This window comes from Vreelandella profundi (genome assembly GCF_019722725.1).
In the GTDB taxonomy this organism is placed as follows: Bacteria; Pseudomonadota; Gammaproteobacteria; order Pseudomonadales; family Halomonadaceae; genus Vreelandella; species Vreelandella profundi.
The window spans coordinates 159,767-181,115 of the sequence record NZ_CP077941.1; the positions used below are offsets into that span (position 1 = coordinate 159,767).

The 21,349-nt window shown below is 52.4% G+C and carries 20 protein-coding genes; 11 read left to right on the forward strand and 9 right to left on the reverse strand.

All coding sequences use genetic code 11. The features are described from left to right. Nucleotides 1-473: 473 nt before the first annotated feature. From KUO20_RS00790 to ugpB, 4 genes are all read right to left on the reverse strand, one after another. Nucleotides 474-1,529: a sn-glycerol-3-phosphate import ATP-binding protein UgpC gene (locus KUO20_RS00790; RefSeq protein WP_235041039.1), complete on the reverse strand. Its 1,056-nt coding sequence runs from the start codon at nt 1,527-1,529 to the stop codon at nt 474-476. A gap of 1 nt (nt 1,530) precedes the next feature. Continuing rightward, on the reverse strand, nt 1,531-2,379 hold the full coding sequence (gene ugpE, locus KUO20_RS00795) for a sn-glycerol-3-phosphate ABC transporter permease UgpE (protein WP_235041040.1): 849 nt from the start codon (nt 2,377-2,379) through the stop codon (nt 1,531-1,533). 17 nt (nt 2,380-2,396) lie between these two features. Beyond that, complete coding sequence (ugpA, locus tag KUO20_RS00800) at nt 2,397-3,281, reverse strand: sn-glycerol-3-phosphate ABC transporter permease UgpA (protein WP_235041041.1); 885 nt, start codon at nt 3,279-3,281, stop codon at nt 2,397-2,399. A 175-nt stretch (nt 3,282-3,456) separates the two neighbouring features. After that, on the reverse strand, nt 3,457-4,785 hold the full coding sequence (gene ugpB / locus KUO20_RS00805) for a sn-glycerol-3-phosphate ABC transporter substrate-binding protein UgpB (protein WP_235041042.1): 1,329 nt from the start codon (nt 4,783-4,785) through the stop codon (nt 3,457-3,459). Between the two features lie 206 nt (nt 4,786-4,991). Between ugpB and argE the strand changes: the two genes are divergently transcribed. Continuing rightward, on the forward strand, nt 4,992-6,161 hold the full coding sequence (argE, locus tag KUO20_RS00810; protein ID WP_235041043.1) for an acetylornithine deacetylase: 1,170 nt from the start codon (nt 4,992-4,994) through the stop codon (nt 6,159-6,161). A gap of 152 nt (nt 6,162-6,313) precedes the next feature. Here the strand turns inward: argE and KUO20_RS00815 are convergent, their stop codons facing one another. The 4 genes from KUO20_RS00815 to KUO20_RS00830 all read right to left on the reverse strand — a co-directional run bounded on the left by KUO20_RS00815 (nt 6,314) and on the right by KUO20_RS00830 (nt 10,052). Further along, a complete protein-coding gene (locus KUO20_RS00815) occupies nt 6,314-7,828 on the reverse strand; it encodes a tripartite tricarboxylate transporter permease (RefSeq protein WP_235041044.1) in 1,515 nt (504 codons plus the stop codon). A 12-nt stretch (nt 7,829-7,840) separates the two neighbouring features. Then, the gene (locus KUO20_RS00820) at nt 7,841-8,290 is read right to left on the reverse strand and encodes a tripartite tricarboxylate transporter TctB family protein (RefSeq protein ID WP_235041045.1); all 450 of its coding nucleotides are present in this window, start codon (nt 8,288-8,290) and stop codon (nt 7,841-7,843) included. An 81-nt stretch (nt 8,291-8,371) separates the two neighbouring features. Further along, nucleotides 8,372-9,337 carry a tripartite tricarboxylate transporter substrate binding protein gene (locus KUO20_RS00825; protein ID WP_235041046.1) on the reverse strand — a complete coding sequence of 322 codons (966 nt, stop codon included), beginning with the start codon at nt 9,335-9,337 and terminating at the stop codon, nt 8,372-8,374. A gap of 76 nt (nt 9,338-9,413) precedes the next feature. Beyond that, a complete protein-coding gene (locus KUO20_RS00830) occupies nt 9,414-10,052 on the reverse strand; it encodes a 4-carboxy-4-hydroxy-2-oxoadipate aldolase/oxaloacetate decarboxylase (protein ID WP_235041047.1) in 639 nt (212 codons plus the stop codon). A gap of 89 nt (nt 10,053-10,141) precedes the next feature. Between KUO20_RS00830 and KUO20_RS00835 the strand changes: the two genes are divergently transcribed. Further along, nucleotides 10,142-11,044 carry a LysR family transcriptional regulator gene (locus KUO20_RS00835; protein WP_235041048.1) on the forward strand — a complete coding sequence of 301 codons (903 nt, stop codon included), beginning with the start codon at nt 10,142-10,144 and terminating at the stop codon, nt 11,042-11,044. 122 nt (nt 11,045-11,166) lie between these two features. Here the strand turns inward: KUO20_RS00835 and KUO20_RS00840 are convergent, their stop codons facing one another. After that, a complete protein-coding gene (locus KUO20_RS00840) occupies nt 11,167-11,478 on the reverse strand; it encodes a hypothetical protein (protein WP_235041049.1) in 312 nt (103 codons plus the stop codon). A gap of 186 nt (nt 11,479-11,664) precedes the next feature. Between KUO20_RS00840 and KUO20_RS00845 the strand changes: the two genes are divergently transcribed. From KUO20_RS00845 to KUO20_RS00885, 9 genes are all read left to right on the forward strand, one after another. After that, nucleotides 11,665-12,138, forward strand: a complete 474-nt coding sequence (locus tag KUO20_RS00845) for a YchJ family protein (protein WP_235041050.1) — start codon at nt 11,665-11,667, stop codon at nt 12,136-12,138. Beyond that, nucleotides 12,131-12,430, forward strand: a complete 300-nt coding sequence (locus tag KUO20_RS00850) for a GIY-YIG nuclease family protein (protein WP_235041051.1) — start codon at nt 12,131-12,133, stop codon at nt 12,428-12,430. The genes KUO20_RS00845 and KUO20_RS00850 overlap by 8 nt, the downstream gene beginning before the upstream one ends. Before the next feature lie 9 nt (nt 12,431-12,439). After that, entirely contained in the window at nt 12,440-13,501 is a 1,062-nt protein-coding gene (locus KUO20_RS00855; RefSeq protein WP_235041052.1) for a histone deacetylase family protein, read from the forward strand. Nucleotides 13,502-13,565: 64 nt separating this feature from the next. Continuing rightward, nucleotides 13,566-13,901 (forward strand): hypothetical protein, encoded by a 336-nt coding sequence (locus KUO20_RS00860; RefSeq protein ID WP_235041053.1) that lies wholly within the window; start codon nt 13,566-13,568, stop codon nt 13,899-13,901. A gap of 264 nt (nt 13,902-14,165) precedes the next feature. Next, the gene (locus tag KUO20_RS00865) at nt 14,166-16,028 is read left to right on the forward strand and encodes an ABC transporter ATP-binding protein (RefSeq protein ID WP_235041054.1); all 1,863 of its coding nucleotides are present in this window, start codon (nt 14,166-14,168) and stop codon (nt 16,026-16,028) included. Nucleotides 16,029-16,127: 99 nt separating this feature from the next. Beyond that, complete coding sequence (locus KUO20_RS00870; protein WP_235041055.1) at nt 16,128-17,672, forward strand: ABC transporter substrate-binding protein; 1,545 nt, start codon at nt 16,128-16,130, stop codon at nt 17,670-17,672. Between the two features lie 97 nt (nt 17,673-17,769). Further along, complete coding sequence (locus tag KUO20_RS00875; RefSeq protein ID WP_096276391.1) at nt 17,770-18,693, forward strand: ABC transporter permease; 924 nt, start codon at nt 17,770-17,772, stop codon at nt 18,691-18,693. Between the two features lie 2 nt (nt 18,694-18,695). Further along, complete coding sequence (locus KUO20_RS00880) at nt 18,696-19,550, forward strand: ABC transporter permease (protein WP_235041056.1); 855 nt, start codon at nt 18,696-18,698, stop codon at nt 19,548-19,550. Continuing rightward, nucleotides 19,547-21,310, forward strand: coding sequence for a M14 family metallopeptidase (locus tag KUO20_RS00885; RefSeq protein WP_235041057.1), 1,764 nt, complete (start codon nt 19,547-19,549; stop codon nt 21,308-21,310). Before KUO20_RS00880 ends, KUO20_RS00885 begins: the two co-directional genes overlap by 4 nt. Nucleotides 21,311-21,349: the final 39 nt, after the last annotated feature.

Sequence of the window (21,349 nt, forward strand, 5' to 3'; positions counted from 1 at the left end):
GTTCAGGGAGTCCGACATCAAGAGAGCGGTAGCCTTTTGTAGGATGTCTTTTTCCATCCCAATATCACGGATGCGCTTTTAAGCGCGCGAATATTGAGCTGATGGGGTGTCATGGGCGTTGCTGTAGGGCGTTGGCCATCACGCTCTTGGCGACGTCACCCCTTGATCGAGATTCGGCGGCCTCAAGTTCCAAGCGCAACGCTATTGAAGAGTGCTTGGCCCGGCAACGGACTTCTTGAGCACCTCGGCGTAAACTTCCAGCGGCGTTCGCGCCAATGAAACCGCGCTGGGTAACTTAATCACCGATGCACAGCTGCTGACGGCGTTCGAAATCGCGTTGGGCGAATGCGCCTGACGAGAACGGTAGTTTTATGCATGTATCCACGGGGGGTGAGCTGGTGTACGACAGCCGTCAGCCGGTGGGCGAACGCGTCGTCAGCCACACGGTGCTGGGTGCGGCATTAACTTATAGACTAATCCCCCATGCGTTTTCCAGTGGCACTGTTAAAAGGATGCAGTGCTTCGCGGGTCACAAAAAATCGCAGAGTTTCACCTTCGGCGACCGGCGGCTGGCCTGAAACGCGAATGACGATGGGCTGATCGCTGCCGGCAAGCGTCACGTAAAGATGGCTTTCGGCACCGGCGGCTTCAAATAGCGCAAGGGTTGATTCGACGACTAAATGGGGCTCGGCAGGGGCGGTTAAGTGCATATCATCAGGACGAATGCCGACGATATCGGTGCCCTCTGGCAAGTCATCCAGCAGGCCGCTGGCGCCTTTTTCCATTAGATAGTTCACCGGCAGCATGTTCATGGCGGGGGAGCCGATAAATCCCGCAACGAATAGGGTCGCTGGTCGCGCATAGATCTCCATGGGAGTGCCGACCTGTTCAATCCGCCCGTCATTAAGAACCACCAAACGGTCGCCCAGAGTCATGGCTTCTAGCTGGTCGTGGGTGACGTACAGGCTGGTCGTTTTCAGGCGCCGTTGGAGCTGCTTAATTTCGACACGCATCTGTACGCGTAGCTTGGCATCCAAGTTGGAAAGTGGTTCATCAAACAAAAACGCGGCAGGATCGCGGACCAGCGCACGTCCCATCGCCACGCGCTGGCGCTGGCCGCCGGAGAGCTTGCGCGGCTTGCGTTCTAGGAACTCCTCAATTTCGAGCATTTTGGCCGCTTTACGCACGCGCTCTTCGATCTCGGGTTTTTTAAAACCTCGGTTTTTCAGGCCATAGGCAAGATTGTTGTACACCGTCATATGTGGATAAAGCGCGTAGTTCTGAAACACCATGGCAATATCGCGTTCGGCGGGTTCGAGTTTATTGACCACGCGATCGCCGATTTTAAGCGTGCCTTCGGTTATCGTTTCAAGCCCTGCCACCATGCGGAGTAGGGTTGATTTGCCGCAGCCAGATGGGCCCACCAGCACCACAAACTCACCGTCGTTAATCGCCAGATCAATGCCCTTTACCGCATGCACATCGCCCGCGTAGGTTTTCTCAAGCCCTTCCAAGGTAATACTGGCCATGTTATTTCTCCGTCTCGGTCAGGCCTTTCACAAACAGTTTTTGCATAAACAGTACCACCAGCACCGGTGGCAGCATGGCAAGCGTGACCGTTGCCATAATCAGGTTCCAGGCGGGTACGCGGTCGGATGATGCCATCAAGCGCTTAATCCCCATTACAATGGTGTAGAAGTTTTCGTCGGTAGTGACCAGCAGCGGCCAGAGATACTGAACCCAGCCGTAAATGAACATGATGACAAACAGCGCGGCAATATTGGTGATCGAAATCGGCAGCAGGATATCGCGGAAAAATTGCATCGGGCTGGCGCCATCCACCCGGCTCGCTTCCATCAGTTCTTCGGGCACGGTCATAAAGAACTGGCGAAACAGAAAGGTGGCCGTCGCTGAGGCAATCAGCGGCAGGGCAAGCCCTGCGTAAGAGTTCAGCAGGCCAAGGTTGGCCACCACGGCGTAGGTGGGAATAATGCGCACTTCAACCGGTAGCATTAAGGTGATGAAAATAATCCAGAAGGCCAACATGCGAAACCTAAAACGAAAATAGACAATCGCAAAGGCCGAAATAATCGAGATAGCGATTTTGCCGATAGCGATCGTTAATGCCATGATCAGCGAGTTGCCGAGCATCAGCCAGACGGGCGGTGTTCCGCCTACGCTCCAGCCGGAGTTAAGCATTTGTCCGTAGGATTCGAACATATTATTGCCCGGTAGCAGCGGCATCACGCCGCGCACAAAGGCACTTGGCTCATGGGTCGAGGCGATAAACGCCACGTACACCGGAAACGCCACCACCAACACGCCTATAATCAGCACAAGGTGCGTCAAGAGGTTAAGAAAGGGTCTGTTTTCAACCATGTTGAAGTCCTTTAACGCTAGTAATTGACACGGCGTTCTACAAATCGGAACTGGATAAACGTCAAGACAATCACGATGCCCATCAGCAGCACCGACTGGGCCGAGGATGAGCCAATATTGAGGCCAGCGACGCCATCGGTGTAAACCTTATAGACCAGCGTCATGGTGGCTTGCCCGGGCCCGCCGCCGGTGGTGGCGTCGATTACCCCAAAGGTCTCAAACATCACGTAGTTAATGTTGATAATCAGCAGGAAGAACGTGGTGGGCGATAGCAGCGGAAACACGATGGTCCAGAAGCGCTTGAAGGGGCTGGCACCATCGATGGCGGCGGCTTCAATCAGCGAGGGTGGAACCGATTGCAGCCCAGCCAGGAAAAACAGAAAGTTGTAAGAAATTTGCTTCCAGGCAGCGGCGATGGTGATCAATATCATCGCTTGGGTGCCTGACACGCGATGGTTCCAATTGATGCCGAACCAATCAAGCAGGTGCGGGAGCAGGCCGATGGTGGGATTAAACAAAAACCACCACAGCACCCCGGCTACCACTGGAGCGACGGCGTAGGGCCACACCAACAGCGTTGTGTAAAACCGTGAGGTACGCATTACGCGGTTAACGCATACGGCCAATAGCAGCGCTGTGCCCATGGAGAGCACCGTCACCGAGACGGCAAAAATCGCGGTTCTGCCCAGCGCATTAAGGTAGCTGGGGTCGGCCAGAATTCTGGCGTAGTTTTCGAGGCCGATAAACGTTGTTTTGAAGCCGAAAGGATCGGTTCGCTCAAAGCTCGATTTGACCGCCTGGCTCGCCGGCCAGATAAAAAACACCAGCGTGATCGCTAGCTGCGGCGCTAAAAGGAAAAAGGGTAACCATCGGCTCTGATAGGTGGAGCGTTTTGTCTGCATGAAACTATCCTGTCTAGCGGGCGCAACGGATGTAAATCGCCCGGCCAAGCGCTAACGCATCACCGGCAAGTCAGCCATCCCTTACCCTCGCGCTGTGCCGAGGGTAAGGGATGGCCGTCATAGTAGAAGCCCCAGCCTTGAAAGCCGGGGCTTTGTAACGGATAGCGGTGCGCGATTAGCTATTGGCCGCTTCAAAATCGCGTAGGATCTGATTGCCACGCTCTGCGGCATCATCTAATGCTTCCTGGCCGCTCTTGTCGCCTGACAGCACGTTCTGGAACTCTTCATCCAGCACCATGCGCACCTGCGGGTAGTTGCCAAAGCGCAAGCCTTTGGAGTTCTCGGTCGGCTCGTTTAAGTTGATTTGCTCGATGGCAATATCGGCGCCAGGGTTCTCGTCGTAGTAGCCCTGCTCTTGGCTCAGCTCATAAGCGGCAGTAGTGATCGGCAGGTAGCCGGTGCCCTGGTGCCACTCGGCCTGTACTTCCGGCGAAGAGAGGAACTGTAGGAATTCTGCAACGCCCGTGTATTCGTTTTCTTCATGGCCGGAAAGCACCCAAAGGGTCGCGCCGCCAATGATCGAGTTCTGCGGTGCGCCGTCCACGTCATCATAGTAAGGCAGCATGCCAAAGCCCACGTCGAAGTCGGAGTTCGCCAGTACATCGGCACGCGACGCTGACGAGTTCATGTACATCGCGCAGTCGCTTGAGTAGAACGCCGGTGCGGCATCGGGGCCGTTCGCCGGACCGGCATACATGTAAGCACCGCTGTCGCTCCACTCTTTGAGCTGATCCCAAAAGCGCGCCTGAACGTCACCGTTAAAAGTGAATTCGGTCTCTAATCCACCAAAGCCATTTTCCAGGGTGCCGACGGGCAGGTTGTGCATCGCTGAGAAATTTTCAAGGCCGACCCAGTTGGCGGCATAGGCCAGCGTGAAGCCGCACGAGGCTGCATCTTCATCCAGAATCTGCTGGCTCATCTCACCCATTTCTTGCCAGGTGGTGGGCGGTGTTTCAGGGTCGAGGCCAGCGGCTTCAAAAACGGCTTTGTTGTAGTACAAGATTGGTGTCGAGGAGTTGAACGGCATGGAGAGCATGTTGCCGTCGGTATCGGTGTAATAACCAGTGACCACTGAGAGATAATCGGATGGGTCAAAGTTGTTGCCGTGCTCCTCCATCAGCTCATAAACCGGATAGATAGCGCCCTGAGCGGCCATCATTGTGCCGGTGCCGACCTCGTAAATTTGTACGATGTGCGGTTGCTCACCCGCGCGAAAGGCCGCAATGGTGTTGACCATCGCCTCTTCGTACTCGCCACGGTAAGAAGGCGCGATAGTGAATTCATCCTGAGAGGCGTTAAAGTCTTCGGCGATAGCGCTAAGGCGCTCACCCAGCTCACCGCCCATGGAGTGCCACCAAGTTATTTCGGTCGCTGCGTGAGCAGACAAGCTAAGGCTTGCCGCTGCGATACCTACTGAGAGGGCGTGCAACGTAAAACGAGACATAACAGCTCCTTGTGAGCCTGAATTTAATCAGGCAGTGCAGTACGTTTGTTAGGATTTTTGAATGCACTGAACAATAGAAAGTGTAGGTGACGTTTTGATGAATGCGAGGTGAATACGAAATGAAATTCAACAGACGGTAAGCAGAGTAGGTTTCATAAGGTGGGAGTGGTAGGGTTAGCGCCATATCATTTGAGAAAGAGAAGATCATGTCCGACACCATCGCGCTTTTGGAAAAGTTGATCGCTTTTGACACCACCTCTAGCGAATCCAATTTAGCGCTCATCGAGTACGTCGAAGGTTACTTGGCTGACTATGGCGTTAGCGCTGACCGTGTGATGAGCCCCTGTGGCACCAAAGCTAATCTGGTCGCCAGAATTGGCCCTGATGCACCGGGTGGCGTCATGCTTTCTGGGCATACCGACGTGGTGCCGGTGGCGGGGCAGCCGTGGTCGAGTGACCCTTTCACGCTGCGCGATGGCGGCGATGGGCGTTTGTATGGGCGTGGCACCTGCGATATGAAAGGCTTTATTGCCTGCGTGTTGGCTAGAGTGCCTACCTGGGTGAAAGCACCGTTGCAGCAGCCGATTTACCTAGGTTTCTCGTACGATGAAGAAATTGGCTGTGTGGGCGCGCCGGATCTTATCCGTTTCTTCTGTGAACACTACTCACAAACGGCCAACGTGATTGTGGGCGAGCCCACCAGCATGCAGCCGGTGGTTGCCCAGAAGGGCGCGACTAACCTGCGCACCACGGTGATTGGTCGTGAAGCGCACAGCAGTCAAGTCAACCAGGGTACGTCAGCGATTCATGTCGCGGCGCGGTTAGTAACGGTTATTGAAGACACCATGGCAGCCTTAGTCGAAGAAGGGCGTGTGGATGAGGCCTTTAACGTGCCGCACACTAGTCTGCATGTGGGTAAAATTAAAGGCGGCACGGCGATCAATATTATGGCGCGAGAGTGCCAGTTTGATTGGGAAATCCGCCACCTGCCCACCGAAACGTTTGAGTCGATCTATGAGCGTTTCGATGCATTTTGCGCCCAGTTAACCGCTGAGCTGCAGGCGAAAGGCAAGCATGTTGAAATCACTACGACACCCCTTAGCCCGACGGTGCCAGGGCTTGCTGATCGTGATAATGACTACGTTCTGCGTTTAGCCAAAGACCATTTGCCTGCTGCCTGCTGCAACCACGCAGTGGCTTACGCCACAGAGGCCGGGCAGTTTCAAGGCCAAGGCTTGCAAACCATTATTCTCGGCCCTGGCAGCATCGCCCAAGCGCACCAGCCTGATGAGTATGTCGAGATAGAACAGCTGCAAGCCTGCGATGATTTTCTAGCCAAGATGGGCAAGGCGCTGGAGCAGCCGTTTGAAGTCTGAGGCAAAGATGTTATGCCGCGCCCTATTGAAATGTGCGTTTGGCACTGTTGTATGTTTTATCTCTAAATAATATTTACGGTAAAAGCTTTGATACCATCAAGTTAGAAGCCATGGCCCTCTCGATGCCATGGTTGTATGATTAACTGCAAATGCTACACAGCATGTTGTGATTTCTGACGTTTCCATCGCACAAGAAGAGGCGATGCTAGTGCCAGCAGAATTAAGCCCATGATGAGCAGCGAGAATGGGCGATCAAAATAATATCCCAGCATATTACCTTTAGACATTACCAATGACTGCCGGAACCCGATCTCAGCCATAGCGCCCAATATCATGGCAAGCACAATGGCGGCTGTTGGGAAGTCGGTCTTTCTCATCAGATAGCCCAATAATCCAAATGTAGCCATGATGTAAACATCGAACATACTGTTGTTGATGGTGTAGGAGCCGACAACTGATAGAACCACAATAATCGGCGCAAGAATTGCAAAAGGCACAGAAGCTACCTTAACGACATACTTTGCCAATGCTAAGCCCACGATACCCATCAAGATATTCGCCAGCAGCAGCCCCACAATAATGGCATAGACAATATGAGCGTTGGCGGTGAATAGTTCGTGCCCAGGCTGCAAGCCATGAATATACAAACCTCCTAGCATAACCGCCGTTGCTGCGCTGCCGGGAATCCCCAGTGTTAGCAGCGGAATCATGGCGCCACCCGTCACGGCATTATTGGCTGTTTCAGCAGCAGCCAGTCCTTCAATGTCGCCTTTGCCAAAGAAACCGGGAGTTTTGGCATTACGTTTGGCCTCATTGTAGGCTACCCAAGATGCGACATCGCCCCCTGCCCCTGGTAATGCCCCCACCAGCACACCAATGACTGAGGATCGAGAAATAGTGCGCCGAATTTTTCGCCACTCTTCTCTACTAGGAAATAGATTGCCACTCAACTTTGGTGCTTGGGATGTAAGGTTATTGGCTCCATGGAGCTTTTCAGCCTGGATCATAACTTGAGAAATTGAAAAGAGACCAATCATAGCGGGAATCAGAGAAATACCATTTTCTAGCTCGGCAACTCCAAAGGTAAAGCGTGGATAGGCGGTCATAACATCCACGCCGACTAGGCTGATGAGTAGACCCAACAGCCCTGCGGATAGGCCTTTTACCATTGCGCCACTGGAAAGGCTGCCAATGATGGTCAAACCAAATATTGCGATCAGAAAATACTCAGGTGCACTGAAGCGTAATGAAATCTGTGCCAAAGGCGGTGCCAGCAGTAGCAAGGCAACTACACTAACTACACCTCCGATTACGGAGCAAAGCGTGGATGTTCCCAATGCTTTCAGCCCTTCGCCACGCTGTGTCATTTGGTAGCCATCTAATGCCGTGGCTGCTGATGCAGGCGTACCCGGCGTATGAATTAAGATAGCCGTAATAGATCCTCCATAAACGGCAGACGCATATATAGCGGAAAGCAGTACCATTGCTGCTACTGGCTGCATGCCGAAAGTGACAGGAATCAATAGCGCAATACCCATCGTCGCGCTTAATCCAGGTAAAGCGCCGAGAAAGATGCCTCCGAAGACACCCACGCATAGCATTAGCAACACATCTGGTGAGGCTAACTGCGCGAGAACTGACAGTAATAAGGTCGTATCAATAGCCATTATCCCTCTCCTTTACAGCAATAAACCAGTGGGAAGCGCGATGCGTAGCTGCCAGACAAAGAGCAGATAAATGAAAGTATTCATGATAAGGAGTACTAACATTACTTGGACGTATGATCTCACGCCAAAGTAGATCATGAAGAAAATGGCGACGATCGAGCTGGCAGTAAAAAAACCGAGAATGCTGATTAAGACTATATAAAGGCAAAGTGCTATAAATGTGATGAGTGGGCCACGGATATGCTGAAAAATAGACGTGTGTTTAACACCCTGTTTCTCGGCTGCCCATGTTTTTGATACCCCTGACCAAGTAATGAATAGCGAAAATATCATTAAGATGGTTAGAATAAGTTTAGGAAATACCGCTGGGTCAGAAGGCATCTGAGCGGATAAGATTAAAAATATTATTGAGAAAATCAGCATAGCCAAGCCGATTAACGCATCGGAGTGTAACGCTTTCATAAAACACCTATTTTATTATTGTAGACGTTTCGCATCTAAGGTTCTGATCGTGATATACATCAATATCACGATCAGTGATGGTTACCAGCCAAGCAAGTTTTCAAGAGAGCGAACGCCTTGTTCTTCCTCTTCCAGCATTTCTCGATAGGAATCACCTGTTCGTATATCGACTAGCAGTCCCAGCTCTTCCATTTTTGCTAAATGCTCAGGGTCTTGCATACCGGCAACAAAGGCTTCTTTAAGCTGCTCCAACACGGAGGGATCGGTGCCTTTAGGAGCCGCAATGCCGCGTGCGGACCAAGAAATCACGTCCGAGTAACCTAGCTCCTCTAGCGTAGGGATATCAGGAATAAAATCTGATCGCTCGGGAGCCATGATCGCAAGAATTTTTAAATCGCCATTACGATGCGCCATGTTGGTATCCCCAACGTTTGAAAAATTCACATCAACGTGCCCGCCCTGAATCGCGGCGCGCTGCTCCGCCGTGCCTGTGGTATGGACTGGTACAAACTGCGTCTTATAATTATGATTCATCTTCAACATCGCAATATGGTCATCACCATTTGCCCCGGTTGTTGAAGCTGTCAGTATGTTTGATTGGGCGTAAGTGACTAACTCGTCAATAGTGTTAAAGCGGGTCTCATCTTTATTGATCGAAATGACGCCGTAGTCAGTGACATGATTCGCGATGAGTTCGAAATCATTCAGATCTATGTCGCGACGATACTGTGGATCCAAGTAGCCGGTGATCAAATTGGGAGTATTTATATAGCCTAGGGTATAGCCGTCATTGGATGAGTTGAGTAACTGTGCCCAGCCTACCCAGCCCCCTCCGCCGGGTCGATTGATAATGTTAAGCGGTACACCTAACTCACGATCTACTGCTGGAAACAGGATCCGCGCACCAACATCCGTATTTCCACCAGCTCCAAAGGCGATAATGGTAGAAATTGGTCTTTCCGGATAGCTATCCGCACCTGAATAGGCTGCAAACGTCATGGGGAATGCAAGGCAGGAGAGCATGCTAATTGCTTTTATAGTTTTCATTTCAAATCTCTTTAATGTTGTCTAAAGCGCTATTTTATAGTTATTTGTTTCTATTTCTTTAAATTATGAGTAACTTTTACGCTAAATTTAATTTTATTAAGGTGTCTCTTAGTCCTAGTAGGTCTACGGTGTTGCTCCCTTGCTTTATTTCTTCACGGTATATTGCTTCAGTGTTTTCGCGCTCTTGGGTTGCTTGAAGCACCGCTGCTAGGTTCTGTGGCGAAACCGCCACGACCCCATCTTCATCGCCAAAAATATAATCACCTGGGTTAATAACCGCATCACCAATACAAATAGGTACATTGATTTTGCCAGACTGTTTTTTTGCTGTCCCTTTGATGCTTAAGCCGCGACAGAAAACAGGAAATCCAAGTGTTTTTATTGCCTGGGCATCTCTAACGGAACCATTAATGATAAGGCCTGCAACGCCTTTAGTGATCGCTTGCTCCGTGAGGATATCCCCCCATGGGCCTGCTTCAATAAAGCGTTTTGCATCCACGACTAATACATCACCTGGCTGAATATGCAGTAGGGCATAATGCAGCATGAGGTTATCGCCAGGATGTATATCTACCGTGAATGCTGGCCCATATACTTGCATTGAGTCGCTGAGGGGTTTGATACCACTGTCGAGTGCTCCTATGGCGCCCTGTGCTTCATAAATAGATGCGCTACCAAACTGACTGAGTTGTGAAGCGATATGCTTATTTATCATTATTATTCTCCTGAGTTGACCTCAGACTCACTATCATATATTTATTATCTTTAATAAATCAGCAAATTGTGCAGGAAAGTTCATAAAAAATGAATCTACGGCAAATGCTTTATTTCTGTGAAGTAGTCGATGCGGGCGGCGGCAGTGCTGCCGCAAAGCGGCTTTTTATCGCGCCGACAGCGATCAGCGCTCAGCTCGCTCTCTTGGAACAGAATCTGGGAGGCGAGCTATTTGACCGCACAACTCGTCCCATGCAACTCACATCGCTTGGGAAGTTTTTTTATCCACGTGCAAAAGAGCTGTTAAATCAGGCCTCTCGACTGGAGCAAGAATCCAAGCAGGTAGCCAGTGGCAGTGGCGGCTGGCTGGGGATAGGATTTATTCGCTCCACACTTTTTTCCTTGCTACCCAGTGTGATTAAGAATTATCGAGTGCAGCATCCAGAGGTTCATCTGGACCTTGTTGAGATATTGTCGGAATATCAGGAAGAAAGATTAAGACAGCACCGCATTGATGTAGGAATTGCTCGATTTATCGGTATGTTTGAGCGCCATGCTGATATGGATTATGAAGTAATAATCAACGATCCATTTATGGTTGCCTTACCTATTGATCATCCACTTGCTAAGCAGGACATCTTTCCTATTCGAGCATTTAATCAAATTCCTTTTATTCTTTATCCTAAGGATGCTCGAAGCCCTTTTGGGCAAAAAATTCTTTCACATCTTGAAGAAAAAGGAGTACGTCCTTCTGTTACACATGATGCGATTGAAATTCATACAGCATTGGCACTGGTAGGTGCAGGGTTGGGAGGAACACTGGTAAGTGGTTCAATTGCACTTAACAATCGAAGAGATGTTGTATTTCTACCTGTCGATGGTATTGAAATCAGCACAACGCTTGTAGCCGTCACGCGAAAGGGTGAAGAGAATCCCCTGTCAGATAACTTTATCAGTATGCTGATTAGTAATGCTGAGGAAGAGATGCACTGATGTCCTAACAAAAATCCCACCCGTTTCAAGGGGTGGGATTGTTTTCAAACGCACTTAAATACGATGTTTATAATACGTATATTTATAGCGCGTATGTTCATCGTTCATGTGTTCAAAGCGCGTCAGTGCTGAGAGTGCTGTTCATAAAGCTCTGATTTGGCATGGCGCATCACGTCTTCGCACGCCTGTTGCTGGGCTAACTGCGTTAGCAGGCGCTGAGTGACTTCAAAACCCTTACCTAAACACGTGTCTACTTCTTGGGGACTAACCGCTGGCGTCACCCGGTAGTCAATTTTTACCGTGCGCCCGCCGCCTTCCAGTCGATCCGCAACGCCCCTGAGCCGCCATGCGACTCTCTCTTTCCAAGTGGCTGATTCTTCCGCGCCTTCGTTTACGCTAAACGTGCACTGCCATTCCGGTTTGTAAACCTTCATAGGGAGAACCTCCAAAATTTTGGAAAGAATGATTGATCGTTATTCGTACTCCGTCGTTTAAATATTGTGCGTCACCACTATATACCCAACTCAGCGGAAATATCGACACAAAACGCATACATGCCGGGCGACGCGCATAGGACCTTTCGGTTAGGCTATGAGCGATGTTGTGAAAGAGCGCCGGTTATGACCTTAACGACCCCTAAAACGTGCCCCTGTGGTAACGATTTAACGCTGGATAGCTGCTGTGGCCGCTATCATCACGGCGACACAGCGCCTACTCCTGAGGCGTTGATGCGCTCTCGCTATGCCGCCTTTGCGCTAGGGCTTAGCGACTATTTACTCACGACATGGCACGCATCGACGCGGCCAAACAGCCTGCCGCCTGACCCCGATACCGAGTGGAAAGCGCTTACTATTGTGGCCGCTGAGCCGCCGCTCGCGAACGCCGGTTACGTGCATTTTCGCGCCTTTTTTTATGAACGAAGGCGAGAGCGTGGCCGCTGGCATGTGCTTGAGGAGGTGTCTCGCTTTACCCATGAAGAACAGCGCTGGTGGTATGTCGACGGCACGCCCACGCTAACGCGCTTAAAGCCGCGCCGTAATGACCCGTGCCTATGTGGTAGCGGGCGTAAATTGAAGGTATGTTGCGGTGAATAGTGGCATCGTTGAGCCTCAGAAAGCCGGTACTCAGTGGTATCTGTATTTACTTGAGTGCCAGCGCGGCACCTATACCGGGATTACCAACAACCTAGCGAAGCGCTATCAGGCGCATTGCCTGGGTAAAGGGGCGCGCTACACGCGGGCGAACCCACCCCTTGCGCTATTAGGCGCTGAGCCTTTTGAGGATCGCGCCGCCGCTAGCCGGGCTGAATACCAGTTAAAACAGCAAACAGCGAGCCAGAAACGCCGCTGGGCCAAACAGTGGCCGTGTCAATTAGATGCCGATTAAGGAGCCTGCATGCTGACGTTTTACTCAGAAAAAAGCCGTTTGCGCCAAGCGCGTACCGAGTTACATGATGGCGCGTTGGTCACGCCATTCGAGTGCCCTGAACGCCTTGATCTCGTGCTTAAACAACTTCGTCAATCTGGCCTTGGCGATATTTGCACGCCCAACGACTATGGCCTGGCGCCGGTGCTGGCGGTGCATGACGAGCGCTACGTTACGTTTTTAGCTAACTGTTGGAAAGAGTGGGGAGCGGCAGGGCACGAAGGTGAGGCGATTCCCAATATTTGGCCGGCGCGCAGCATGCGCGGTGACCGCATTCCGCGCTCTATTAGTGGTCAGCTAGGCTACTACGCGCTGGCGGCGGAAACGTCGATTTCTGAAGGTACCTTTGAAGCCGCCATGGCAAGCAAAGATGTGGCGCTCGGCGCAGTGGAACACACGCTGCAAACCGGTGAGCCAAGCTTTGGACTATGCCGGCCGCCCGGCCATCACGCCGCTTATGATCAGTTCGGTGGCTACTGCTTTTTCAATAATGCCGCGGTTGCTGCCCAACGAGCGCTGGATGCAGGCAAACGCCGCGTTGCGATTCTGGACGTTGATTTTCACCACGGCAACGGCACTCAGCAAATCTTCTATAGTCGCGACGATGTGCTGTTTATATCGCTGCATGGCGATCCGGAGGTCACCTTTCCCTATTACTTGGGCTACGCTGATGAGCAAGGCGAAGGTAATGGCAAAGGCTTTAACGTCAATTATCCGATGCCCCCAGGCACCAGCGTCGCCACTTGGATGGCGACCTTGGAAGTGGCATTGGCGCAGATTAAGGCCGCTGAATGCGATTGCCTGATTGTGTCATTGGGGGTCGATATTTTTGAGGGCGACCCGATTAGTGCCTTCACCTTTGCGAGCGCCGATTTTATCGCGCTAGGTAAACGCCTCGCGCAGGCAGGCCTGCCCAGCGTGTTTCTGATGGAAGGGGGCTATGCGGTGGATGCAATCGGTGTCAATGTAGTCAATGTGTTACAAGGTTTTGAACAAGGCCTTCCACAGGATTCAACAACGGACAAAGTTTAACCAGTGACAGCGGCCGGTAAATCGGGCAGGCTGACGCCCTTTAAACGGGGCAGGGAGCTTAAGCGTGGCAGTGTATGGCGGCATTCAAGCACATGAATTGGAGCGTTGGCTCAATGCGTTGACCAACGCGGCGTATGATCGACGCTGTCCGCTGGCAAAAGTACACGGTGGTAACGCCCGCGCACGCACTGCCCGGCAGAATTTATTACTGTTAGCCCATGATTACCGCAGTGGCCAGCGCACCCGCGAAGAGAGCGCCTTTATTCTAGGGCGCTGGTGCGAAACCTACCTTTCCGAAGCGGAATGGTACGTACTGGTCGGCATCCGCCAAGCACCTTCCCAGCCCCAAAATGAAGAAGAACGCAGCCTCACCGTGCTCAAACAGCATCGAGTGGGATGATTTTGCGTGCATGCAAAGCGCAAAGGCACGCAGCTTTAAAACTCCCGCAACGGGAGTTTTTTTGTACGTGTACGGAAATATTCAGGTGTTAACGGCGGGATAAATGCGCGGGTGCTATACGATTATAGATTGACAAAAGTTTAGCAAAATAAGTAGTTTGACGTAATTACTACATACGACTAATGGTTTACGAAAGCTCTGGGCAGTCTACGTTGACTCTGTTCAAAAGAAAGCGCTGCCCACGAGCAGGGAGCATGGCATCTTGTGATAACGACACCCGCGCTATCGGTTCGCTCCTTGAGCGTGAATTTTGGTTCTAACTGCGTTGTTAATAATCTAAGTTTTGATGTTTATCCTGGCAAGACAACCGCCATCGTAGGTGAGTCAGGTTCAGGAAAGTCGGTGACATCACTTGCCATCATGCGTTTAGTTGAATACATGAACGCTGAGATTACCCAAGGCTCGATACATTTTTGTCGCGATGCCGAGGGGCATCAAACGCAAGATCTCGCTCAGCTTTCCGATAAGGCGATGCGCAAGATACGTGGCAAGGAAATCGCCATGATCTTTCAAGAGCCGATGACGTCGCTGAACCCGGTTTATACTATCGGTGACCAAATTACCGAAGTGCTCGTCCTGCATGAAAAACACACCAAGGCTACTGCTCAAGCTGAGGCGGTCAAACTGCTTAAGTTGGTGCGCTTGGCCGATGCAGAAGCCCTGCTGAAGCGCTACCCTCATCAGCTGTCGGGCGGCATGCGCCAGCGGGTAATGATCGCCATGGCTTTGGCGTGCCGACCCAAGGTGCTGGTAGCCGATGAGCCTACCACTGCGCTGGACGTGACGATTCAAGCCCAGATTCTTACCATCATGCGCGACCTTCAGCAGGAGCTGGGGATGGCGGTTATCTTCATTACGCATGATATGGGCGTAGTGGCAGAGATGGCTGACCAAGTCGTGGTCATGCGTCATGGCGAAAAGGTCGAAGAAGCCGCAGTGGAGGAGATATTTGCCAATCCACAGCATCCCTACACTCAAGCCCTGCTCGCGGCAGTGCCCACGCTGGGGAGTATGCGAGGTGAACCGCTGCCACGAATGGACCCTTTGGTTGAATTTAAGGCGAATGCGGCGGTTACGCGGGGTGAAAGCAAAACGCAGGATACCGCCAGAACCGATGCCACTCCGGTGGTAGAGGTGGAAAACCTAGTGACTCGCTTTGATATTCGTAAGGGTTTCTTTGGCGGCATTAGCCATCGAGTGCATGCGGTAGAAAATGTCAGTTTCACTATTTTTCCTGGTGAAACGCTGGCGCTAGTCGGTGAGTCAGGCTCTGGAAAATCGACTATCGGACGCACTATTCAGCAGTTGCAGGAAAGTACCAGCGGCACGATACGCTTTAATGGTCAGGCGGTAGCAGACATGTCGCGCGCCGAAAAAATGCGCCTACGCCAGGAAGTGCAGTACATCTTTCAAGACCCGTTCGCCTCCTTAGATCCACGCAAAACGGTGGGCTTTTCGATTGCTGAGCCGATCCGCACCCATGGTTTGCTGCACGGTACAAAAGCGATACGCCAGCGGGTCGATCAACTGTTAGAACGCGTGGGCTTAAGCGCAGAGCAGGCTGATCGCTATCCTCACGAGTTTTCGGGCGGCCAGCGGCAGCGAGTCTGCATCGCGCGCGCCTTGGCATCCAAGCCTAAGCTGATCATTGCAGACGAAGCGCTGTCTGCACTAGACGTGTCAATTCAGGCGCAGATTATCCATCTGCTCATGGAGCTGCAGCAAGACGAAGGCTTGGCCTATCTATTCATTAGCCATGACATGGCGGTGGTGGAAAAAATGAGCCATCGCGTAGCAGTGCTGCACCTAGGCCAAGTGGTTGAGCTGGGTGGGCGTCAAGCGGTATTCGATACACCCCAGCACTCTTACACCCGCAAACTCTTGAACGCCGTGCCAGTGGCGGACCCTGGTCATCGGCGAGAACGAGTGTTGCTACAAGGCGATATTCTCAGCCCCATTCGCAAGGTCGGTGATGAGCCTGAGCATGTGCCGTTAGTGCAGGTGGGCTGCGGTCATTTTGTTGCTCAAGAGGCCGACACTGACGCGGACGCGCGTTTGGCATCATAGTTGACTGTTGAGCAACCGCCCGGCAGATAGTGCTCTAAAAAAAGCATCTTGCTCGTCATTTTCTAGCAAGGTTAGTGATAAAAAACAGGAGTGAACTTCATGCAAAAACCTAACAAGCTAAAAACTAAAACGGTGCTCAATAGCGTGATTGCGAGCCTGGCATTAAGCGTTGCCTTTTCTGCATCGGCACAAGCGGGTTCATTAACTATCGCATCACCCCAGGACCCTGGCACCTGGGATCCTATCGATACTTTTCTAGTCAACTGGGCGTCGGTTGCCACCAATATTTTCGATGGCTTAACGTATCGCGGACCTGATTTGGAGCTGGTGCCCGGCCTTGCTACCGAGTGGGAGGAGCTGGATGACGGCACCCGTATTCGTTTCACGCTGCGCGAAGGCGTCACCTTCCATAACGGCGAACCCTTCAATGCGCAGGCGGTAAAGTTCACCTTTGATCGTCTACTGGGCGAGGAAGGTTCGCGAGGGCCGCAGCGTTCTAACTACACGGCGATTGAAAGCGTAGAAGTCATTGATGATCACACCGTTGACTTCCATCTCAATGAGCTGGACCCGGTGTTATTAACCAAGCTTGCTGGTTACGGAGCAATGATCGTACCGCCTGCTTACCTGGAAGAGCATGGCGACGAGTATTTCAATACTCATCCCGTTGGCACTGGCCCCTTCAAGGTGGTGGCGTACAACCCTCGTGAGGATATCCAGCTTGAGGCCTTTGCCGACCATTGGGGCGGCGCGCCGAAGCTTGAAAAAGTGACCTATCGCTTTATTTCTGAACCCTCCACCGCGGTAGCTGAGCTGCAGGCGGGGCGTGTTGATATCGTCATACCACCGACTATTCCTATTGGTATGATCGATACGATCAAAAATCACGACGGTGTGAGCATTGTCAGCGTACCTTCACCGACCGTGGAAGCGATTCGCTTTAACACCCAGTCAGGCATTACCGCCGATGAGCGCGTGCGCAAAGCCTTAATCATGGCCGTCGACCGCCAGGCTATTATTGACGCTATTTTAGCTGGTGAAGGCGAGATGATTGCCAGCTTCCAGGGCGCCCAGTCGTTTGGTCATGACCCTGACATGGAACCGCTGCCCTATGATCCACAGCAGGCTCGCCAGCTGCTGGATGATGCCGGCATCGAGTCTGGCGCGACCGTACAGATTGATGTGCGTGGTAACGACGCGACCTTTGCCGAGGTGGCTCAAGTAGTGGCTTCCTACCTGCAGACCGTCGGCGTGACCGCCTCAATCCAGCCTTATGAAACCAATGTGCTGCTTAACGACATTATTCCCGCAGGGCGTACGGGTGAGATGTTCCAGCAAAAGTGGGGTGGTTGGACGTTCGATTTCGATAATACTGCCTACCTGATGTACCACAGCGGCGAGCGCTGGAATCCTTACGACAGCGACCCTGAATTAGATGAAATGCTAGAAGCTCAGCGCAGTATTTCAGACCAGGATGAGCGTGAAGAGCTGCTTCAGGCGATTGCACGCTATACCCAAGACCGCGCGCTGGAAATGCCGCTGTACAGCATTAATGCCTTGTACGGTGTGAACGACCGCGTCGAGAACTTTGAGCCTGCTCCGGATAACCGTATGCGCCTGACCGACGTCGATGTCGCTGACTGAAACGTGGCGCAACCAGGCCGCTTGAAAGAGCGGCCTGGTGCGTGACAGCAGACACTTCATATAACGGCGATACGCGCTTAAGAGCAAAGAGGTCATAGTGGCAAAGTTTCTTTTATATCGAATACTGCAGGCTATTTTCGTGGTGATTGCCGTTACGCTAATCGTGTCTTTTGCGATTCGGCTTACCGGCGATCCGGCGGTGATGCTAGCGCAGGGCGCGGGCAGTATTACCGAGGCAGATCTGGTAAAAATTCGTGAAGCATTAGGCTTGAATCAATCATTTCTGGCGCAGTATCTGGAGTTCTTGCGTGGCTTATTAGTGGGCGATTTTGGCCGCAGCTTTATGGGTGGCACCCCGGTAAGTGACCTCATTGGGCGTGCTTTACCTGCAACCCTCGCGCTAGCCTTCGTTTCACTGCTGTTGTCTATTGTGATCTCAATTCCGTTAGGCATTAAAGCGGCCGTATCGCGAGGCAAGTGGCCGGATCAAATGATTAGGATTTTTTCCCTGATAGGGCTCTCTTTTCCTAACTTTTGGCTAGCCATCATGCTGGTGCTGCTCTTCTCGATTACCTTCAATCTATTGCCGCCCAGCGGTATGGAGGGTATCGCTAGCTTTATTATGCCCGCTGCCACCATGGCGATCATTCTGACCGCTACTAACGTACGCCTAGTGCGAACGACCATGCTGGATACGCTGCGCTCGCAATACATTATGGTGGCGCGTGCCAAAGGGCTTTCTAATAACGTAGTGCTCTACAAGCATGCGCTACGCAACTGCTCTATCCCGTTGATTACTTATTTCGGTTTGCAGTTTGGCGGGCTGCTGGGCGGTATTGTCGTGGTGGAACGAGTCTTCAACTGGCCGGGGTTGGGCACGCTTGCCTTCGAAGCGGTGTCGTCGCGTGACTATCCCGTCTTACAAGGTGTTATTACGGTGCTCTCATTAATGATCATCTCTATCAATCTGATCGTTGATATCGCTTATGGCTTGGTCGACCCCAGAGTACGCAAGGAATAACCATGATGGCTGCTATCAAAACCGATAAATTAAGACGTTTTAAAAACCTAGAGTTTATTCTCGGTGTGCTGCTATTTGGTGGTATTGGCCTGGCGGTCATTTTCTCCGGCTGGCTGTTCCCGGGCGGCGGCTCGGAGTTAAATTTAGCCTATCGCTTAACGCCGCCGTTAACAGAGGCTGGCTTTCCCTTCGGCACGGACCCGCTAGGTCGAGATGTGCTGGCGCGGGTCATTATTGGCGGAGAAATCTCGCTGAAAGTCGGGGTGTACTCTGCACTCGGTGCGGTGGTTATCGGCATTATTATGGGCTTAATATCCGGCTACTACGGCGGGTTTGTCGACATGATTGTCATGCGCTTTGCCGATGTACAGCTCGCGCTGCCTTTCATTCTACTGGCGATTACCTTCATTGCGGTGATTGGTGGTGGCCTGACCAACATGATCATCTTGCTGATTATTTCCCAGTGGGTGCAGTACGCGCGCCTAGTTCGGGGGTCGGTGCTTTCGCTACGAGACCGCGAGTTTATCCTGGCGGCCAAAGCGATCGGGGTAAAAGATATCCGCATTCTCTTCCAGCACCTGCTGCCCAATTTGATTGGCCCCGTCATCGTGCTGATGACCCTTAACGTGGCGAATAACATTTTGCTGGAAAGCAGCCTGACCTTTTTAGGGCTAGGCGTGGACCCCGTTATTCCTAGCTGGGGCGGCATGTTGGCGGAAGGGCGCACTTATCTACAAACGGCGTGGTGGGTTAGCGTGTTTCCTGGCCTAGCTATTTTGTTAACCGTGCTCGGGCTTAACTTGCTCGGCGACTGGCTGCGCGATGCGCTTGATCCCACCGGACGTACCTCGTTATGAATAGGCCCAATAGCGCCCAGGTAACGACGCTGCTTGAGCGCTCTTTTCCCCGTACCACGCGTGCCTTGCTGGAAAAATACGCCACGCCAGCCTATCAAGGCTATTTGCTTGAGGCCTGGGTATTCGATGATGAAGCCGAGCGCCAACGTACGCAGGCTGCTTTCAAAGCGGCCGGGGTCAGCGCTTGTCTACGTAGTGCCTACAAGCCGCTAGTGCACTTCTTTTTGGAAGAGCTTAGCTGGGTATCACTGACGTCACTGGTGATTGAGTATCCGGTGTTGGAACACTCGCCGCGTCGATTCCTTCTTGAAGCTTATCCGCTTGCCGCACTGCTTCCAAAAGACGTTACGTTACGCTGGGAGGGCGTTGAGACATCGGCGACCCACTACAGCGTTAAGGTGGAACGCAGCTCAGGTAATCAGGAAACGTATCGTGTCGCCGCGCCCAACCGATATCATCAAGATCATGTTGGCGAAGACCAGTATTCACCCTGCGGTTGGCTGCGGCTAACCTCGCCTCAGGGCGAAATGAGTGAATCGGTGATTGAGACAGACTACGAAGCGCTCTATCAGGCGGCGATGTCGACGCTAGCGTCAGCGCGGTGGCAGAGCGCATCGCCGTATTTTGAGGAGCTCAATTTTACGGTGCATTTGCCCAGCAGCGACCGTCGCTTGGCGTGGGACGATGAGCATATTAGCCTCAGCGAAGCGCTCCACGAAGAGCTGTATTTCTCTACTCTGGAGTATTTTCAGCGTCAAGCGGGCCTGGCATTGGGAGATCGTTCGATTCAACCGGGCCAGATTGTGCCGGAAGTGTCGACCCAAGGTGAAACTGCCTACTTGCGAGTGAGCCTACAACCCCTGGACTCATCGCCGTCGCCACGTGCCGCCGTGGCGCTAGATACTGCTTCGCAGGCTATTGGCGCTGATCAGATCAAGCAGACGCTGGCCGCGCTGGGTGGCCAGGCGCTGTATGCCACCACCCGCGCGGGCAGAGCGGTAGAAGCGCGCTATGTCGTCGGCAGTGACCGTGCCGTGATGATCAGTGCTGGGCAGCACGCCAACGAAACATCGGGTGTTGTCGGGGCATTGCGTGCGGCTGAGCAGCTTGGCGCGCAGCCGCACGCACACTTTGTTATTTCTCCTTTAGAGAACCCTGACGGCTACGCCCTGCAGAATCGGCTCATCGCCACGCAGCCGCGTCATATGCATCATGCCGCGCGCTATACCGCCTTTGGTAATGACTTACAGAGCCAGCCGCTAGGTCAGCCTTTCGAACATGCCATTCGCGAACAGGCTTTTGCGGCCAGCGCTGCCGGGCTGCATGTTAATCTGCATGGCTATCCGGCTCATGAATGGACGCGACCATTAACGGGCTACGTGCCCCGTGGCTTTGAAATGTGGACGATTCCTAAGGGATTCTTTTTGATTCTTCGCCACCAGCCAGGATGGGAAAGGGCGGCGATGCAGTTAGTCGAAGCCGTTACTCAGGCGCTTGCGCAAGTGCCGGGGCTTGTCGAGCTTAATGCCACGCAAATCGCGCTGTTTGAAACCCATGCGGGCGCGCTCACGTTTCCGGTGCTGAATGGCTTTCCTTATCTCATGTTGGAAGATGCTGATCAGTTAACACCATTAATGCTGATTACCGAATATCCGGACGAGACCGTAACCGGCGATGCATTTGTGCAAGCGCATACCGCCCAAATGGCAACGGTAGTGGCGGCCTATAAAGCTTTCCAAACACTCGCATTGAACGACTAAGCACTAGCAGAAGGCGGGATGATATTGAAGCGCCCGGCG

What these genes read in the sequence shown, in the direction of transcription:
- KUO20_RS00790 (WP_235041039.1), bottom strand. Translation starts at nt 1,529, where the DNA reads ATGGCCAGTATTACCTTGGAAGGGCTTGAGAAAACCTACGCGGGCGAT.
- ugpE (WP_235041040.1), bottom strand. Translation starts at nt 2,379, where the DNA reads ATGGTTGAAAACAGACCCTTTCTTAACCTCTTGACGCACCTTGTGCTG.
- ugpA (WP_235041041.1), bottom strand. Translation starts at nt 3,281, where the DNA reads ATGCAGACAAAACGCTCCACCTATCAGAGCCGATGGTTACCCTTTTTC.
- ugpB (WP_235041042.1), bottom strand. Translation starts at nt 4,785, where the DNA reads ATGTCTCGTTTTACGTTGCACGCCCTCTCAGTAGGTATCGCAGCGGCA.
- argE (WP_235041043.1), top strand. Translation starts at nt 4,992, where the DNA reads ATGTCCGACACCATCGCGCTTTTGGAAAAGTTGATCGCTTTTGACACC.
- KUO20_RS00815 (WP_235041044.1), bottom strand. Translation starts at nt 7,828, where the DNA reads ATGGCTATTGATACGACCTTATTACTGTCAGTTCTCGCGCAGTTAGCC.
- KUO20_RS00820 (WP_235041045.1), bottom strand. Translation starts at nt 8,290, where the DNA reads ATGAAAGCGTTACACTCCGATGCGTTAATCGGCTTGGCTATGCTGATT.
- KUO20_RS00825 (WP_235041046.1), bottom strand. Translation starts at nt 9,337, where the DNA reads ATGAAAACTATAAAAGCAATTAGCATGCTCTCCTGCCTTGCATTCCCC.
- KUO20_RS00830 (WP_235041047.1), bottom strand. Translation starts at nt 10,052, where the DNA reads ATGATAAATAAGCATATCGCTTCACAACTCAGTCAGTTTGGTAGCGCA.
- KUO20_RS00835 (WP_235041048.1), top strand. Translation starts at nt 10,142, where the DNA reads ATGAATCTACGGCAAATGCTTTATTTCTGTGAAGTAGTCGATGCGGGC.
- KUO20_RS00840 (WP_235041049.1), bottom strand. Translation starts at nt 11,478, where the DNA reads ATGAAGGTTTACAAACCGGAATGGCAGTGCACGTTTAGCGTAAACGAA.
- KUO20_RS00845 (WP_235041050.1), top strand. Translation starts at nt 11,665, where the DNA reads ATGACCTTAACGACCCCTAAAACGTGCCCCTGTGGTAACGATTTAACG.
- KUO20_RS00855 (WP_235041052.1), top strand. Translation starts at nt 12,440, where the DNA reads ATGCTGACGTTTTACTCAGAAAAAAGCCGTTTGCGCCAAGCGCGTACC.
- KUO20_RS00870 (WP_235041055.1), top strand. Translation starts at nt 16,128, where the DNA reads ATGCAAAAACCTAACAAGCTAAAAACTAAAACGGTGCTCAATAGCGTG.
- KUO20_RS00880 (WP_235041056.1), top strand. Translation starts at nt 18,696, where the DNA reads ATGATGGCTGCTATCAAAACCGATAAATTAAGACGTTTTAAAAACCTA.
- KUO20_RS00885 (WP_235041057.1), top strand. Translation starts at nt 19,547, where the DNA reads ATGAATAGGCCCAATAGCGCCCAGGTAACGACGCTGCTTGAGCGCTCT.